The 13,405-nt window shown below is 62.1% G+C and carries 11 protein-coding genes; 7 read left to right on the top strand and 4 right to left on the bottom strand.

Features of this window, described 5'->3' with window-relative positions:
* Window positions 1-114 precede the first annotated feature (114 nt).
* Window positions 115-546 (bottom strand): division/cell wall cluster transcriptional repressor MraZ, encoded by a 432-nt coding sequence (gene mraZ, locus LQ788_RS12250; RefSeq protein ID WP_009883133.1) that lies wholly within the window; start codon window positions 544-546, stop codon window positions 115-117.
* 483 nt (window positions 547-1,029) lie between these two features.
* On the opposite strand from mraZ, the gene LQ788_RS12255 reads away from it, so the two are divergent.
* Genes LQ788_RS12255 through LQ788_RS12265 form a run of 3 tightly spaced genes read left to right on the top strand, consistent with a single transcriptional unit; the run spans window position 1,030 to window position 5,520 of the window.
* Window positions 1,030-2,019 (top strand): AAA family ATPase, encoded by a 990-nt coding sequence (locus tag LQ788_RS12255; protein ID WP_231441365.1) that lies wholly within the window; start codon window positions 1,030-1,032, stop codon window positions 2,017-2,019.
* Window positions 2,020-2,023: 4 nt separating this feature from the next.
* Entirely contained in the window at window positions 2,024-3,172 is a 1,149-nt protein-coding gene (locus LQ788_RS12260) for a DUF58 domain-containing protein (RefSeq protein ID WP_231441367.1), read from the top strand.
* Complete coding sequence (locus LQ788_RS12265) at window positions 3,169-5,520, top strand: transglutaminase family protein (RefSeq protein ID WP_231441369.1); 2,352 nt, start codon at window positions 3,169-3,171, stop codon at window positions 5,518-5,520. Before LQ788_RS12260 ends, LQ788_RS12265 begins: the two co-directional genes overlap by 4 nt.
* Before the next feature lie 431 nt (window positions 5,521-5,951).
* Here the strand turns inward: LQ788_RS12265 and LQ788_RS12270 are convergent, their stop codons facing one another.
* Together LQ788_RS12270 and dinB are read right to left on the bottom strand one after the other, a co-directional pair.
* On the bottom strand, window positions 5,952-6,362 hold the full coding sequence (locus LQ788_RS12270; protein ID WP_231441371.1) for a DUF3040 domain-containing protein: 411 nt from the start codon (window positions 6,360-6,362) through the stop codon (window positions 5,952-5,954).
* A 130-nt stretch (window positions 6,363-6,492) separates the two neighbouring features.
* Complete coding sequence (dinB, locus tag LQ788_RS12275; RefSeq protein WP_231441373.1) at window positions 6,493-7,752, bottom strand: DNA polymerase IV; 1,260 nt, start codon at window positions 7,750-7,752, stop codon at window positions 6,493-6,495.
* Window positions 7,753-7,819: 67 nt separating this feature from the next.
* Between dinB and LQ788_RS12280 the strand changes: the two genes are divergently transcribed.
* Window positions 7,820-8,362, top strand: coding sequence for a hypothetical protein (locus LQ788_RS12280; RefSeq protein ID WP_231441374.1), 543 nt, complete (start codon window positions 7,820-7,822; stop codon window positions 8,360-8,362).
* Window positions 8,359-9,564, top strand: a complete 1,206-nt coding sequence (locus LQ788_RS12285; protein WP_231441375.1) for a polyprenyl synthetase family protein — start codon at window positions 8,359-8,361, stop codon at window positions 9,562-9,564. Before LQ788_RS12280 ends, LQ788_RS12285 begins: the two co-directional genes overlap by 4 nt.
* 24 nt (window positions 9,565-9,588) lie before the next feature.
* Here the strand turns inward: LQ788_RS12285 and LQ788_RS12290 are convergent, their stop codons facing one another.
* The gene (locus LQ788_RS12290) at window positions 9,589-9,939 is read right to left on the bottom strand and encodes an Rv2175c family DNA-binding protein (protein WP_231441376.1); all 351 of its coding nucleotides are present in this window, start codon (window positions 9,937-9,939) and stop codon (window positions 9,589-9,591) included.
* A 129-nt stretch (window positions 9,940-10,068) separates the two neighbouring features.
* Between LQ788_RS12290 and LQ788_RS12295 the strand changes: the two genes are divergently transcribed.
* On the top strand, window positions 10,069-11,208 hold the full coding sequence (locus LQ788_RS12295; protein WP_231441377.1) for a lytic transglycosylase: 1,140 nt from the start codon (window positions 10,069-10,071) through the stop codon (window positions 11,206-11,208).
* Entirely contained in the window at window positions 11,205-13,340 is a 2,136-nt protein-coding gene (locus LQ788_RS12300) for a protein kinase domain-containing protein (RefSeq protein ID WP_231441379.1), read from the top strand. The genes LQ788_RS12295 and LQ788_RS12300 overlap by 4 nt, the downstream gene beginning before the upstream one ends.
* The last annotated feature ends 65 nt before the right edge of the window (window positions 13,341-13,405 follow it).

Genomic DNA, 13,405 nt, shown 5'->3' on the forward strand with positions numbered 1-13,405 from the left:
CCTTGTCCGCCGCTGCCCTGGCACCGGGGAAGTGTGTCAGGACTGCCGAGCTTCGGAAACGGGGAAGTTCCCCGAAACTCGAACACGGCGGGCAAGGATCAAACCCGAGCAGAATCAGATCACTCCGGGGATCACCTCGTTCTCACGTTCAGCGAATGCCTGCTGAGCGCCGACCAGGTAGTTGTCCCATGTCGGTGAGTCCCAGATCTCGACGCGGTTGCCCATGCCGATCACTGCCACTTCCCGATCAAGTGATGCGTACTGCCGCAATATGTTCGGGACCGTGATGCGTCCCTGTTTGTCCGGCTGGTCCGCAAAGGCCGCCGACAGGAACACACGCTGGTAATCGCGGGCTTCCTTATTCGTCTTCGGCGCGTTCTGGATTCGCTCATGCTCGGCTTCGAACTCCGTGGTGGGGAACAGGGTGAGGCAGTTCTCCTGTCCACGGGTCAGTACGAGACCGGGCGAAAGCTCCTCCCGGAACTTTGCGGGCAGGATGAGCCGACCTTTGTCGTCGAGCTTCTGCAAATGAGTGCCCAAGAACATGTCGTCTCACCCCTTTCGAAACCCAATTGGCTCCGATAGCAACCACAGTACTCCACTTCCCTCCACCCAATCTAGTGTCTGACCCCATTTCGGTCCCATGGACCTATAAAAGCCCAGGTCAGATAGGTGGAGGAAAGTGGGGAAAATTTCCCATGGGCGAGTCGGGAGGACATCCCAGAGGGACAATTGCGGGACTTTTCGGCCTTAAGGTTCCCGTCTGCAGGGATCGCACTGAGTCCTCAGATCCCTGAATATCTGGGGAAGTGCGCGGTTCATTGCCGCGCGGGGAGGAAAGTGGGGAGGGAAATGGGGAGGAAAGTGGGGGTCTCTGGTGGAGCGAAGTGGGGAGGAGTGTGGGGAGGGAAGTGGGGAGCGAAGTGGAGGAGGTCGGCGGCCAAGCACAGGAACAGGTGTGCGGATGCAGAAATGCGGCCCGGAGGCGCCTATGTGGATGCTCGGGGCGCGATAGGGGACAATGGAATCATGTCGATCAGCCAAGAAGGTACTCAGACCAATTCCGTGATCGGTGCCGAGCACATCGAATGGGTGCAGCAACTCACCTCACGGGCACGTACAGCGATGAACGCCGTCCTCGAAGGCAAGGACGAAGCCGTCGGACTCTCGCTCATAGCGCTCCTGGCAGGGGGCCATGTCCTCCTCGAGGATGTACCCGGAGTCGGGAAGACTCTGCTGGCACGGGCCATGGGCAAAGTCGTCGACGGTTCGGTGAGGCGCATCCAGTTCACTCCCGACCTGCTGCCGACAGACGTCGTCGGTGTGAACCTATTCAACCAGGAGACCCGTCACTTCGAATTCCGACAGGGTCCGGTGTTTGCCAATATCGTCATCGCCGATGAGATCAACCGCGCCTCCCCGAAAACCCAGTCCGCGATGCTGGAATGCATGGCCGAGGGACAGGCCACCATTGACGGCGAGACCTACCAGATGCCCTCGCCATTCATCGTCGTCGCTACTCAGAACCCGATCGACATGGAAGGCACGTACGCCCTTCCCGAAGCGCAGCGCGACCGCTTCATGACACGCATCTCCCTGGGCTACCCCAACACCGCTGACGAAATCGACCTGCTCGACAACCAGATCGAGCATGATCCGCTCTCCAGCGCGACTCCGGTCACCAGTCTTGAGCAGATCAACCAGGCCCGAGGAATCGTCCGACATGTCAGTGCAACCAGAGAGCTGCGCGAATACATCGTCTCCATCCTCCACGCCAGCCGAAACGACGAAGCCATCCTCCTTGGGTCCTCCCCTCGCGGCGGCGTCCATCTTCTCCGTGCGGCCAAGGCTCGCGCCGCGCTTTCGGGACGCACCTTCGTGACCCCGGACGATATCCAGGCACTGGCTCCCTACATCCTGGCCCACCGAATCATCCCGCGCGATGGCGACGATTCCGAGCTGGCAGCCGAACTGGTCGGCAGGCTCCTGTCCCGCGTGCCCATTTCGACGGTTCAGTGACCACATGCGTCTGAGCACGTCAGGAATCATCTTCGTCCTCGCCGGTGCGGCACTGATCGTGACCGCCTATCGGTTCTCGCTGCCAGGACTTCTGCCTGCGGGGATTCTGCTGCTGGCGCTGGTCCTCCTCTCGGCACTGCTGATCACCTGGGGAACCCGCCGCGTTTCGATCACTCTGCGCACTGGGCTGCCCACTGTGGCGCTGCCTCAGTCCAGGGACCGCTACCCGCTTGCCCACGAAGGGAAAGAGGTCGAGGTCGAAGCTCTGGTGACGAACACCGGGCGCCTGGCCATTCCGGCCTCGACGATTGATTTCGTGGCGGCCGAGGGATTCGGCGACTCCACGGTCGGACAGGTCCCTCCGCTGGCGCACGGTGCCTCTCAGACGGTCCTGACGTCCTTCACTCCGCATCGCCGTGGTCTCAGCGGAGTCGAGACCGTGCTCATCACGGTCTCGGGCCCCTTCGGTCTTGTCACGAGGAAGAAGAAGGTGCTCGCCGGTCACCCTGTTGCAGTATCGGTGCCGATCCTTCCGGCACGGATCCCTTCCGACTCGGCGATCAGACCCGCCCGACTCGACGATGGCAAGGCTCGCCCGGGCCACACAGCACGAGACTTCCACACCCGGGAATACGTCCCGGGAGACGACCTCAGACACGTCCATTGGCCGAGCACCGCGAAGTCCGGTGAGCTCATGGTCCGACACGAAGCCGACGAGGAGACGCTCTACGCGCTCATCGTCGTCGACCTCAAGGGTGAGGGCGAACGCCCGGACTCCCTCGAGGTCGAATTCCTCCTTGCCGCAGCGGCAGCAGCCGGAACGGCGTTCCTGCGTGCAGGTTATGAGGTCTTCGTCGTTGCACCCGGCCATCAGATCAGGTTCAAAGGACAACGCGATATCGACCGACTGCGATTGCTCACAGCCCTCGTCGAGGCCGGCAGAGTGCAGCTGCCTGCCCATGACAATCCCAACCACATCCTCATCTGCGCCGTCGACGACGCTCGCGGACAGGAACTGGCCGCTCAATTCTCCCGCCGCGTGCCGGTGACCGTGCGCAGCCTCGATGACATCAACGACCTGACGATGGTGGGCCTGAGCGAGGATCTGCCCGAATCATGGACCGCCTTCGATTCGAAGCGGGTGAAGCGATGAGCACCGACACAAACGAGAACACCGAGAAGCAGTCTCCCGTCTTGCTCGAGGCCTGCTCCGTCTTTGTGGCCATGGTCTTGGCCGCTGTCGGACTCTCGGCCGTCTTCTCCGACTTCGCCTGGCTCCCCTCCGTCCTCATCTCGATCCTCCTCATCGTCATCGTCGGGGCGATCTTCCGCAGCGTCCCGGTTCTCCGCGCCACCGGTGCGGCCGTCATCGCGCAATGCCTCGTGGGACTCATCGCAGTTCTCGTGCTGTGCGCACCGGGAACGCTGATCCTCGGCATCGTCCCCACCGGCAGCTCATTCACCAGTGTGATCGATCTTCTGTCCTCCGGGGTCAGCGATCTGTATGCCACGGTTCCTCCAGCACCGAGCACCCCCGGCTTCACCACGATGCTGACCATCGCGTTCACTCTCATCACCATCCTCATCGACGGCCTCGTCTGTGACCTCAAAGCTCCCAAGGTCAGCGGTGTTCTGCTCCTGGTGCTGTGGATGATCCCCGTGTTCTTCGCACCCACCCAGGTGCAGTGGTGGCACGTGGTCGCGATCTTGGCGGCCTTCCTCATCCTCATGCTCAGCCCGTATCTCCCAGCAGCGAAGTGGCGTGGCGGTCTGACCGCGACCGTGGCCGGTGCCGTGGCCGTTGCCATCGGCATCGGGCTCCCCGTGCTGCTGCCGGAGGTGCAGACGCTGCCCAACCGTGCAGCAAGCGACAAGGGCGACCTCACCGTGACGAACCCGTTCCTCGATCTGCGTGCCGATCTGGGTGACCGTGACGATTCGACCCTCTTCGACTACACGAGCACTGAATCGCAGGGGCAGCCGATCAGGCTGACATCGATCAACTCCTTCGACGGCCAGACCTGGGCACCGACCCCGTTCCCGCTCGACTCATTTGCGATCGCGAATGAGGGTCTGCCCTGGCCGCAGGGACTCCCCCGGAGCAAGAACTACAGTGAAGAGCGCATCGACGTCTCCATCACCGACGAATACGATCAGCAGTATCTTCCTTCCCCGTACGCTCCACAGCAGCCGACAGGTTTGGACCGGCGCTGGATCTACGACGAGAAATCGCTGACGGTCGTCGGCAACGGTGAGAAGTCCGGTGGGCAGGACTACTCGATGGAGTACGTGTCCATCAATCCCGACGTCAAAGACCTGCAGAGCGCAACACCCGTGAACTCCAGTGACTTCGAGACTGAACTCGAAGTCCCGGACAGTCTGCCGACCAGTGTGCAGGAGACTGCAGAGAAGGTCACTGCGGATGCAGACAACCAGTGGGAAGCCGCTGTCCTGCTCCAAGCCTATTTCCGCAGCGGTGACTTCGAGTACTCGCTGGATGCTCCCGAAAGGGCCAGCGGAGATGCGATCTCTGACTTCCTCGTCGACAAGAAGGGCTACTGCGTCCAGTTCTCGTCGGCGATGACGATCATGGCCCGAACAATGGGAATTCCTGCGCGCATCGGAGTCGGCTTCGGTGAGGGAGACAAGTCAGGTGAGGGCTACGAAGTCAGCATGCAGGATTCGCATGCGTGGCCGGAACTGTACTTCGAGGGTGCCGGTTGGGTGCGGTTCGAACCCACCCCAGGCGGCCCCGCCGGAGACCCACCCAAGTGGACGGTCGCCAGCGGCAATACCGAAGGTGACTCCGAGGAAGGTTCCGAAGAGAGCTCCTCACCGTCAGAGGAGCCCACAGACGGTGCCGAAGAGTCCGAAGCAGAGGAGTCTGAGAGCTCGAGCGAAGAGACATCAGCAGCGGGAGAGCCTGCCGGCGCGAACATCAGCAAATACCTCTGGGCAGGTCTCATCGTGCTTGCGATCCTGCTGCTAGCAGCGATCCCCGCGTTGTGGAGGCTGATCCTGCGTCGCCGTCGCACACGCGATCCTGAGCAGCTCGAGAAGGTCTGGACCGAGGTGCGGGCACTGTCGACGGACTATGGTCAGAGCCTTGACCCGAGCAGAACGCTGAGGTTCAACGAACTCGTGCTTGCCAGCAGGGCCCAAGGCGAGACCGATGAGCCTGACAGTTCTTCTGCAGTCTCTGGTTCTGGCTCTGGTTCTGGCTCGTCGGGTGCACGAGGAGAATCCGGGGATGGATTCACCGCGTTGCGCAGCCCTGCTCCCCCAGCGGGAGCGCGCACTTCTGGCGACGACACTGCCCTGTCAGCTTTCGTTGATGCTCTTGAGGCGCAGCGCTACGGCGGCGGCAAACAGAGCATCTCTTCAACTGAGGTCAGTGCCCTCATTGACGAGGTCAGGTCTGACCTGTCGGCCAACGCCACTCCCGGCAGCCGGATCACCGCCAGCATCTGGCCGGCCAGCATCTTCAATCCACCTCGCTGAGCCAGCTGACTGCCCTGTCACTGCCCCGGATGCCTCGCACATCCGGGGCAGCGTCGTCTGAGGCAGCGGGCTCTGGCTAGGTCGGAGCAATTCGCTCATCGGTTGTCTTGGTCGGTCACGGTGATCAGTCAGCACAGCAGTGTTGGTCGATGATCTGCCCGGCGGCTCGACCAGCGAGAGTGCACTTCTGTCGACAAGTGTGCGGTTCTGTCGACAAGTGTGGCTCTGTCCCCTGCGCACAGGGACGCGCGCGATCAACGAGTCGTGCGTCGGGCCGGACCCGCAGAGGCCGACGCGGCGGTGGGTGAGGCGACGACGAAATGGGCCCGCACACGAAGAAGCGTCCTCGTAAAGAGGACGCTTCGTTGGTATGAGACGGTGTGATCAGCAGTTGCCGGCGAGAATCTGCTCAGCCAGCAACGGTCGCGCAATCATTCTCCGCGCTGGCGCTTCTCCCACCGGTCTTCGATGCGGTTCATGAAACCTGACGGCCCCTTCGCTTCAGTCTTAGGACCGTTCGACGGCTGTGCACGCTTCGCTTTGTCGCCGATCTGACGCGGCCGACTGAATGCCCAGTACATACCGGCAACCATGAGACCGAACCCGACGACGCCGAGGATGATCCACCATGCGGTGTTCGCCACCATCGAGATAGCGAAGATCGTCGCGGCAAGCCCGACCAGCGTGACCAGAATGCCCACCACGAATCGCTTCGCGGAGAAGCCTGGACCATTGGCAGCTGCCTGGGTTTCGGAAATATTGCGTGCGAAACGTGGGTCTTCACTGCGCAGCTGCTTCTCCAACTGATCGAGCAGCTGCTGTTCGTGATCGGAGAGTGGCATCTCGAACCCCCGTTTCCTTACTCTGGCCTGATGACACAATCATAGTCTCTGAACCCTGAAAAAACATCTTGAGGGCCCTTGCATCCCCCGGATTCTCACCACGTCCTCAGACTATGGCGCACTTCACTGCCTAAACATGGTCAGGACCCGTATTATCATGCTCAGGGCGCTTCCTGAGCAGCGAGGCCTGCGAGATCGCGGCTGTCCCGAACTTCTTGCGCACATCATCCAGAGCGACTTCTGCTTCTCTGCCCGAATGCTCGGCCTCGTCCAATCTCACCTGTCGCCCACTGGCTGAGAAGTCCATCAGACCAGCTGCCCGTACTCCCAGCAGGCGAACGCCTTTCGACTTCTGCTCGCGCAGATTCCTCATTGCCGGCCGCAGTGCTTCATAGATCTCACGGGCCAGGTCTGTCGGGGCATCGAGAGTGATCGACCGTGACAGAGTCGTGAAATCGGCCAGGCGATACTTCAATCCCAAGGTAGTCGTGACCTTGCCATCGGCCCGGACTCTGTGTGCCACCTTGTCCGCCAACCTCAGCAGCTCGTGTTCGAGTTGGCTGAGATCCCAGACGTCATCGTTGAACGTGTGTTCGGCGCTGATCGACCGATCCTTGACCTGTCTGTCCATCCCGTGCGAGTCCAACCCGTGGGCGCTGCGCCACAGATGGTGCCCATGAGCGCCGAAGACCCGGCCCGCCCACGCTTCGTCGACGGCTGCCAGATCGCCGATCAGTCGAATGCCGTATCTGTAGAACCCGTCCTTCGTCTTCTCCCCCACGCCGGGAAGAGCTTCGATCGGCATCGGGTCAAGGAACTCCTGAGTCGCAGACAGCGGGACGAGCAGCTGCCCGTGCGGCTTGGCCCGGGTAGACGCGAGCTTCGCCACCACCCGGCTGCCAGCGATGCCCACAGATGCACTCAACCCCGTCTGCTCCTCGATCTCGGCTCTCAGCTGCGAGGTGATCTCCACAGGGGAGCCCAATCTGCGCACTGCGGCGGACACGTCGATATAGGCTTCGTCGACACTGACCTGCTGAAAGTCAGGAGTCACCTGAGCAACCAAGTCGAAGACCTTCTCCGAGTACGAGGAGTACAGACCATGGGAAGGAGGGATCACCTCGGCGAAGGGACACAGATTCATTGCACGACCCATCGGCATGGCCGCGTGGACACCGAACTCTCGGGCTTCGTAGCTGGCCGAGACCACGACGCCCCGCCCGCTGCGGCCGCCGACGATGACAGGCCGGCCCACAAGCTCGGGGCGGCTCAGAAGCTCCACCGAGACGAAGAAGGAGTCCATGTCGAGATGGAGCATTGTGGCTCCGGCGTCGTCCGTGCCGAGACGGCTCAGATCGCCGCCGGAACGTGCCAGCTGTTTACGACTCATCGAGCACCCATGTTGTCTGCGCCTGCTCCTTTCGGCCCCCGTCGCTCAGTCCGGGTAGTCTGTAGTCATGGTAACGCGCGCCACTGTCATGACATTGCCCCTCGCCGCCGCCCTCGTCCTCGCAGGATGCTCGGGCCCGGACAATGAGGCGGCCGAAGGATCACCCACTGCGGAAGAGACCCAGTCTTCAGCCGCCGCATCAACACCAGCGGCCTCTGAGTCTGCCGGCACCAAGCAGGCGGATGAAGATTCAGACGCTGCATCCACAGACGTCAAGGATCTTCCGAAGTACCTCAAGCCCTACCCTGACTCGACCGTGCTCTCGAGTGCTCGTGCGAAAGCGGAGAACGGAGCCGATTCGGGCAAGCTCGAACAGGTCAGCCTGGTCATGAGCGCCGAAGCCGAGCCGAAGGACATCTTCGCGTTCTACTCCAAGGCGCTGAAGAAAGCCGGGTTCGAAGAATACGGCGACCAGGTCAAGACGAAGAGTGCCCAAGTCGTGAACTTCCGGCACAAGGACAATGAGGGCCTGCTCGTCGTGACCATCGCTGAGGATCCCTCGGAGAAGAAGAATTCGATCGTCACGGTCGGCGGGAACATCGTTCCATGACTCCTGCCGATGCTCCGAGCACTGGTGCCGCGGAGACCGCACGGTCAACCGAGCCTTCCTCCCCTGGCAGCACTGTCAGCGAACTGGATTCCCCCGAGTCCATCGCGTCTGAGGTCTCCGCGGAGATCGAGACCTTCCTCGAGCAGAAGGCGGCCGAGTTCCTCGCGATCTCACCGGATGCCGTTGACATCGGTCGGGCTCTGCTCGACTTCACTCGGGGTGGAAAGATGATCCGCCCGGTCCTGTTGTGGTGGGGCTTCCAGTTGGCCTCTGGCGATGATCGCTCACGCGACGCTATGAACGGTGGTGTCGCCGAGGCGGCCGGATCGCTTGAACTCCTCCATGCCGCCGCCCTCATCCATGACGATGTCATCGATCATTCCGACACACGCCGCGGCAAGCCGGCGCTGCATCGACAGTTCGAGTCACGGCACTCCGAACGCAGCTTTCAGGGCGGAGCCGAGCCCTTCGGGGTGGCGGCCGCCATCGTCATCGGAGACATCTGTCTTGCGCTCAGCGAAGAGCTCTTCGAGAAGTCCCAGAACGTCTTGGGCATCACACCTTCGGCACGGGACCTGCGCGCCACACTCCGGAGAGATGTGATGGTCGGCCAGTACCTCGATGTCCTCGCCGAGGTGGTCCCCCTTGACGACGAACGCATCGGTGAACGCGCGTGGGAGGTGCTCAGCTTCAAGTCGGCGAAGTATTCGGTCGAGCAGCCACTCCTCCTCGGTGCCGCGCTCGGCGGAGCAGACGAGGATCAGCTCGCGGAGATCTCCCGGTTCGGGCTGCCGCTCGGACAGGCGTTTCAGCTGCGCGACGACGTGCTCGGTATCTTCGGCGACCCCGCAGCCACGGGCAAACCAGCAGGTGATGACATTCGTGAGGGTAAGCGCACGGTCCTCATCGCCGAGAGTATGAAGAACCTCAGTCCCAAGCAGACTCAGATCATGGCCGAACGACTCGGCGATCCGGACCTCTCCGATTCCGAAGTCGCAGAATGCGTGTCGATGCTCACGGAATCAGGTGGTCTGGACGCGGTTGAATCCTTCATTCGCTCCAAGCACGACGAGGCCCTGTCCGTGGTCCGCGAATGGGCAGCCGAGAACTCACCCGCTCATTCGACCCGAACGACAATCGGGCCCGCAGCCGAGAGGCAGCTCACGAGCTTCGCGGAGGCCCTCAGCTACCGGAAGAGCTGAGAGATCAGTCAGACAGGAGAAGGCTCAGAAGGCCAGAGCCTGTGCACGACGTCGGACCTCTTTGCGATTGCCGGCACGCAGCAGATCAATGGGGCGACCGGGCAGGGAGTCATCCGGGGTGAAGAGCCAGTGGATGGATTCCTGATCGTCGAAACCTGCATCCCGCAAGGTGCTCAGGGTGCCCTTGAGTGGAGTGAGCACTGACCCGTCGACGAAGAACGCCGTCGGCACCTGCATCACTTTGGGGCTCCCGTGCTTGTAACCGCAGATCGCACCGTCTTCCAGGAGCCTGCGCACCTTCATGATGTCGAGACCTGTCGACTCAGCGATATCTGGCAATGTGGCCCATTCCTGGACGAGTTCTTCCGTATTCACATCGTCAAGCCTAGCAATATTTGAAAGACACACCCCGCCATGCGGTGCCGAATGCTCGGGTGCGGGCCGGGCACTCGATACTCTGGAGTGTGAAACTTCCCCATCCGATATGAAGTCAACAGGTGACAGATGACACGAATGCGACGGAATCCTCAGGTGCCCGTTACCGCCGCTCCTGACATCCGTGCTGCTTCAAAGGTGAATTCCACGGGTCCCATCCCGGGCTTCACCGACCGTGATTCCACGGACCACGATGTCAAGATCGACTTCACCGAGGCTGCCCCCTCCCCTGACGCTGAGACACCTGCAGACCCCTCAAGCGCGTACACAGACTCCCCTTCATCGCCGGTGCCTGCACCGGGACCACAGTGGACCTCGGGCACCAACGGTGAGACCGTTCCGGTCACCCACGGTGGCCGCACTTATAAGACTCGCGACGGTGACACCCTGTACGGAGTGGCCAGCAAGCACGGCGTCTCAGTCCCTGCTCTGGCCGAACTCAATGCCATCTCGCCGCGGCAGAATCTCCACCAGGGTCAAGTGCTGTCCCTGCCGGAGAAGAACGACCTGCCCGACACCGATCCCTCACACGTCGTCGCACCGGGTGAGACGCTGGCAGGAATTGCGGCCAGGCATCAGATGTCGCCCGGATCACTGCGACGGGCCAACTCAATGGGCGACGAGTCGTTCCTCAAAGTCGGCGAACTGCTTCTGCTCAGGGACTCGACGGCTCGCCGACACCGCACCCCTCCGGAGCCTCCGACGGACATACCCCGCGTCGCCACCAGTGCCCAGGTCGAAGGCATCCGACCCGCTGTGCTCGCGGCTGCCCGTCTCAACAAGTTCACCCTGCTGCGCAGGACCCACCCGGCCCCGGCCCAGGCTCGACTCATCGTGGCATCGATCGCCGAGGAACTCGGTGCCGATCCGGCACTCATGCAGGCCGTCGCCGCACAGGAGTCGGGATTCCAACACACCACGGTCTCGGCTGGCAACGCCATCGGCGTCATGCAGGTCACCCCACGATCGGGCAGGTGGGCCAGCGACATCGTCGGACGCAGTCTCGATCTTCTCGATGTCGCCGACAACATCGTTGCGGGCACCGTCATCTTGGGGTGGCTGATCGAAACGGCAGAATCGGAGAACGAAGCCTTGGCCGGGTACTACCAGGATCTGCGCTCCGTGAGAAGCGAAGGGCTGCTGCCCGAGACGAAGGCCTTCGTCCGTGCCGTTCAGATGCAGCGACAGCGAATGCAGGAGGCGCTATGAGTGCCCGCACGGATCCGCTCATCGGCACTATCCTCAATGACCGCTACCGCATCGATGCGAAGATCGCGCGCGGCGGAATGGCCATGGTCTACCGCGGCACCGATCTGCGCCTGGACCGTGAGATCGCGATCAAGGTCATGCATGAGCACCTGATCAGCGACGAGACCTTCGTCGAACGCTTCCGACGCGAGGCCATCAACGCCGGGCGCCTGACCCACCCAAACCTCGTCGCCATCCATGACCAGTCTCGCGACGGCGACACCGTCTACCTCGTGATGGAACACCTGCCCTCGGTGACCCTGCGCCGTGAGCTCAAGCACCGCGGCACGTTCACTCCCCGGCAGGCGATCGTCGTTCTCGATGCGATTCTGGCTGCGCTCGAAGCGGTCCACTCCACCGGGATCATCCACCGTGATCTCAAGCCCGACAATGTCCTCCTGGGTACCGACGGACAGGTCAAGCTCGCAGACTTCGGACTCGCTCGCGCCGTGACCACCGCAACCACGACGAAGACGCTGATCGGCACCGTCGGATATGTCGCACCCGAACTCGTCACACGAGCCGGTGCCGATATCCGTACCGACCTCTACACCGTCGGCATCATGTTCTACGAGATGCTCACCGGCAAGCAGCCCTATACGGATGAAGTCCCGATCCAGGTCGCCTACCGTCACGTCCACGATTCTGTGCCTCCTCCATCGGACCAGATCACGGGCCTGAGTCCCCGACTCGATGCCCTGGTGCTGTGGGCGACGTCGAAGGATCCCAACGACCGCCCCGACGACGCCGCAGAGTTCAGGCTAGCCTTTGCCGAGGCACGTTCTGAGATGAGCGACGCCGAGCTCGATCTCGGCGACCCCAATGTGCTCCCCGGCGAGCACTCCCCTGCGCTGACAGCGAGCATCGATCTCGGAGCCGAAGCTCCGAAGGAGAAGCGATCGCGCACGGACGAGATCCCGTACCTCGACAACGACGACGATGAGACCGCCGAGGCGGATGCCTCGGACACTGCCTCCGACCAGGACACAGGTGGTACAGCGGGAGCCGCAGCAGCGGTCGGTGCTGCCGGCGTTGGTGCTGCTGCAATCGGAACTGCAGGAGCAGCTGCTGCGACAGGCAACGGAGAAGACCCTGCCGTCGATGCATCAGAAGACGACACCGATGACGAGGACGAATCTAGCGACAGCAAGACCGGATCAGTCGACAAGGCTGCGGGTGCGGCCGCCGCGGGAGGCACAGCTGCGGCAGGCGCCGGCGGAGCTGGGGATGCCGGCGGGAATGCCACCGAGGCTGCCGGCTCAAGTGCAGCAGCGTCTGCGGCTCCTCATCGCCGGCGCAGACGCCGACTGGCAACGACCATCGGTGCCGCCGTGCTCGTCCTCGCACTTGTGGCCTGGCTCGTCATTGCGAATCTTCCCGCACCGACCTCCATCGTGCCTGCCCAGCTGGCAGGCAAGGACATCGAGAAGGTGTCCTCACAGATTGAGAACAGCGGCCTCGAGGCTCAGCCGAAGGAGGTCTTCGACGACACTGTTCCGGCCGGAAAGGTCATCGGCACCGAACCGGTGGGCGGATCCGAGCTGGCACCGGACTCGACTGTCACGGTCGTTGTGTCCAAGGGCGAAGAGATGTTTGCAGTGCCCAAGCTCAAGGGTCTCAGCAAAGATGAGGCCGAGGACGCTCTGAAGAAAGCCGATCTGAAACTCGGCAAGGTTGATGAGGAGTACAGCGACTCGGTCGATAAGGACACTGTCATCTCAGCTTCGAAGAAGTCGGGTGACGAACTGTCCAAGAACACGAAGGTCGATCTCGTCATCTCCAAGGGCGTCAAACCGACTCCCGTGCCCAATGTCGAGGGCCTGACGTTCGACGCCGCCTATGCCACATTGGCCAAACGCGGATTCCGTGTCGGCAAAGACGAAGTCTTCTCCGACGACGTCCCCAAGGGCAAAGTGGTTTCGCAGTGGCCGAAGAGCTCCGAAGCCAAGCCCTATGACTCTCTCATCATCGTCCGCGTCTCCAAAGGCAAGGAGAAGAAGGAAGAGTCCAAGGACGACAAGAAGGATGAGAAGAAGAAGGACGAGGACAAAAAGGACACAGACAAGAAGGACGAAGACAAGAAGGACGACTGAATCCGTCGGGTTCCTTCACTGAGCAGTGTCCGTCTCTGAACAACATCGCCAAGTCTTTGAATACA

Origin of the sequence: Brevibacterium zhoupengii, from assembly GCF_021117425.1 — a bacterium.
GTDB classification, from domain to species: domain Bacteria; phylum Actinomycetota; class Actinomycetes; order Actinomycetales; family Brevibacteriaceae; genus Brevibacterium; species Brevibacterium zhoupengii.

What these genes read in the sequence shown, in the direction of transcription:
- mraZ (WP_009883133.1), bottom strand. Translation starts at nt 546, where the DNA reads ATGTTCTTGGGCACTCATTTGCAGAAGCTCGACGACAAAGGTCGGCTC.
- LQ788_RS12255 (WP_231441365.1), top strand. Translation starts at nt 1,030, where the DNA reads ATGTCGATCAGCCAAGAAGGTACTCAGACCAATTCCGTGATCGGTGCC.
- LQ788_RS12260 (WP_231441367.1), top strand. Translation starts at nt 2,024, where the DNA reads ATGCGTCTGAGCACGTCAGGAATCATCTTCGTCCTCGCCGGTGCGGCA.
- LQ788_RS12265 (WP_231441369.1), top strand. Translation starts at nt 3,169, where the DNA reads ATGAGCACCGACACAAACGAGAACACCGAGAAGCAGTCTCCCGTCTTG.
- LQ788_RS12270 (WP_231441371.1), bottom strand. Translation starts at nt 6,362, where the DNA reads ATGCCACTCTCCGATCACGAACAGCAGCTGCTCGATCAGTTGGAGAAG.
- dinB (WP_231441373.1), bottom strand. Translation starts at nt 7,752, where the DNA reads ATGAGTCGTAAACAGCTGGCACGTTCCGGCGGCGATCTGAGCCGTCTC.
- LQ788_RS12280 (WP_231441374.1), top strand. Translation starts at nt 7,820, where the DNA reads ATGGTAACGCGCGCCACTGTCATGACATTGCCCCTCGCCGCCGCCCTC.
- LQ788_RS12285 (WP_231441375.1), top strand. Translation starts at nt 8,359, where the DNA reads ATGACTCCTGCCGATGCTCCGAGCACTGGTGCCGCGGAGACCGCACGG.
- LQ788_RS12295 (WP_231441377.1), top strand. Translation starts at nt 10,069, where the DNA reads ATGACACGAATGCGACGGAATCCTCAGGTGCCCGTTACCGCCGCTCCT.
- LQ788_RS12300 (WP_231441379.1), top strand. Translation starts at nt 11,205, where the DNA reads ATGAGTGCCCGCACGGATCCGCTCATCGGCACTATCCTCAATGACCGC.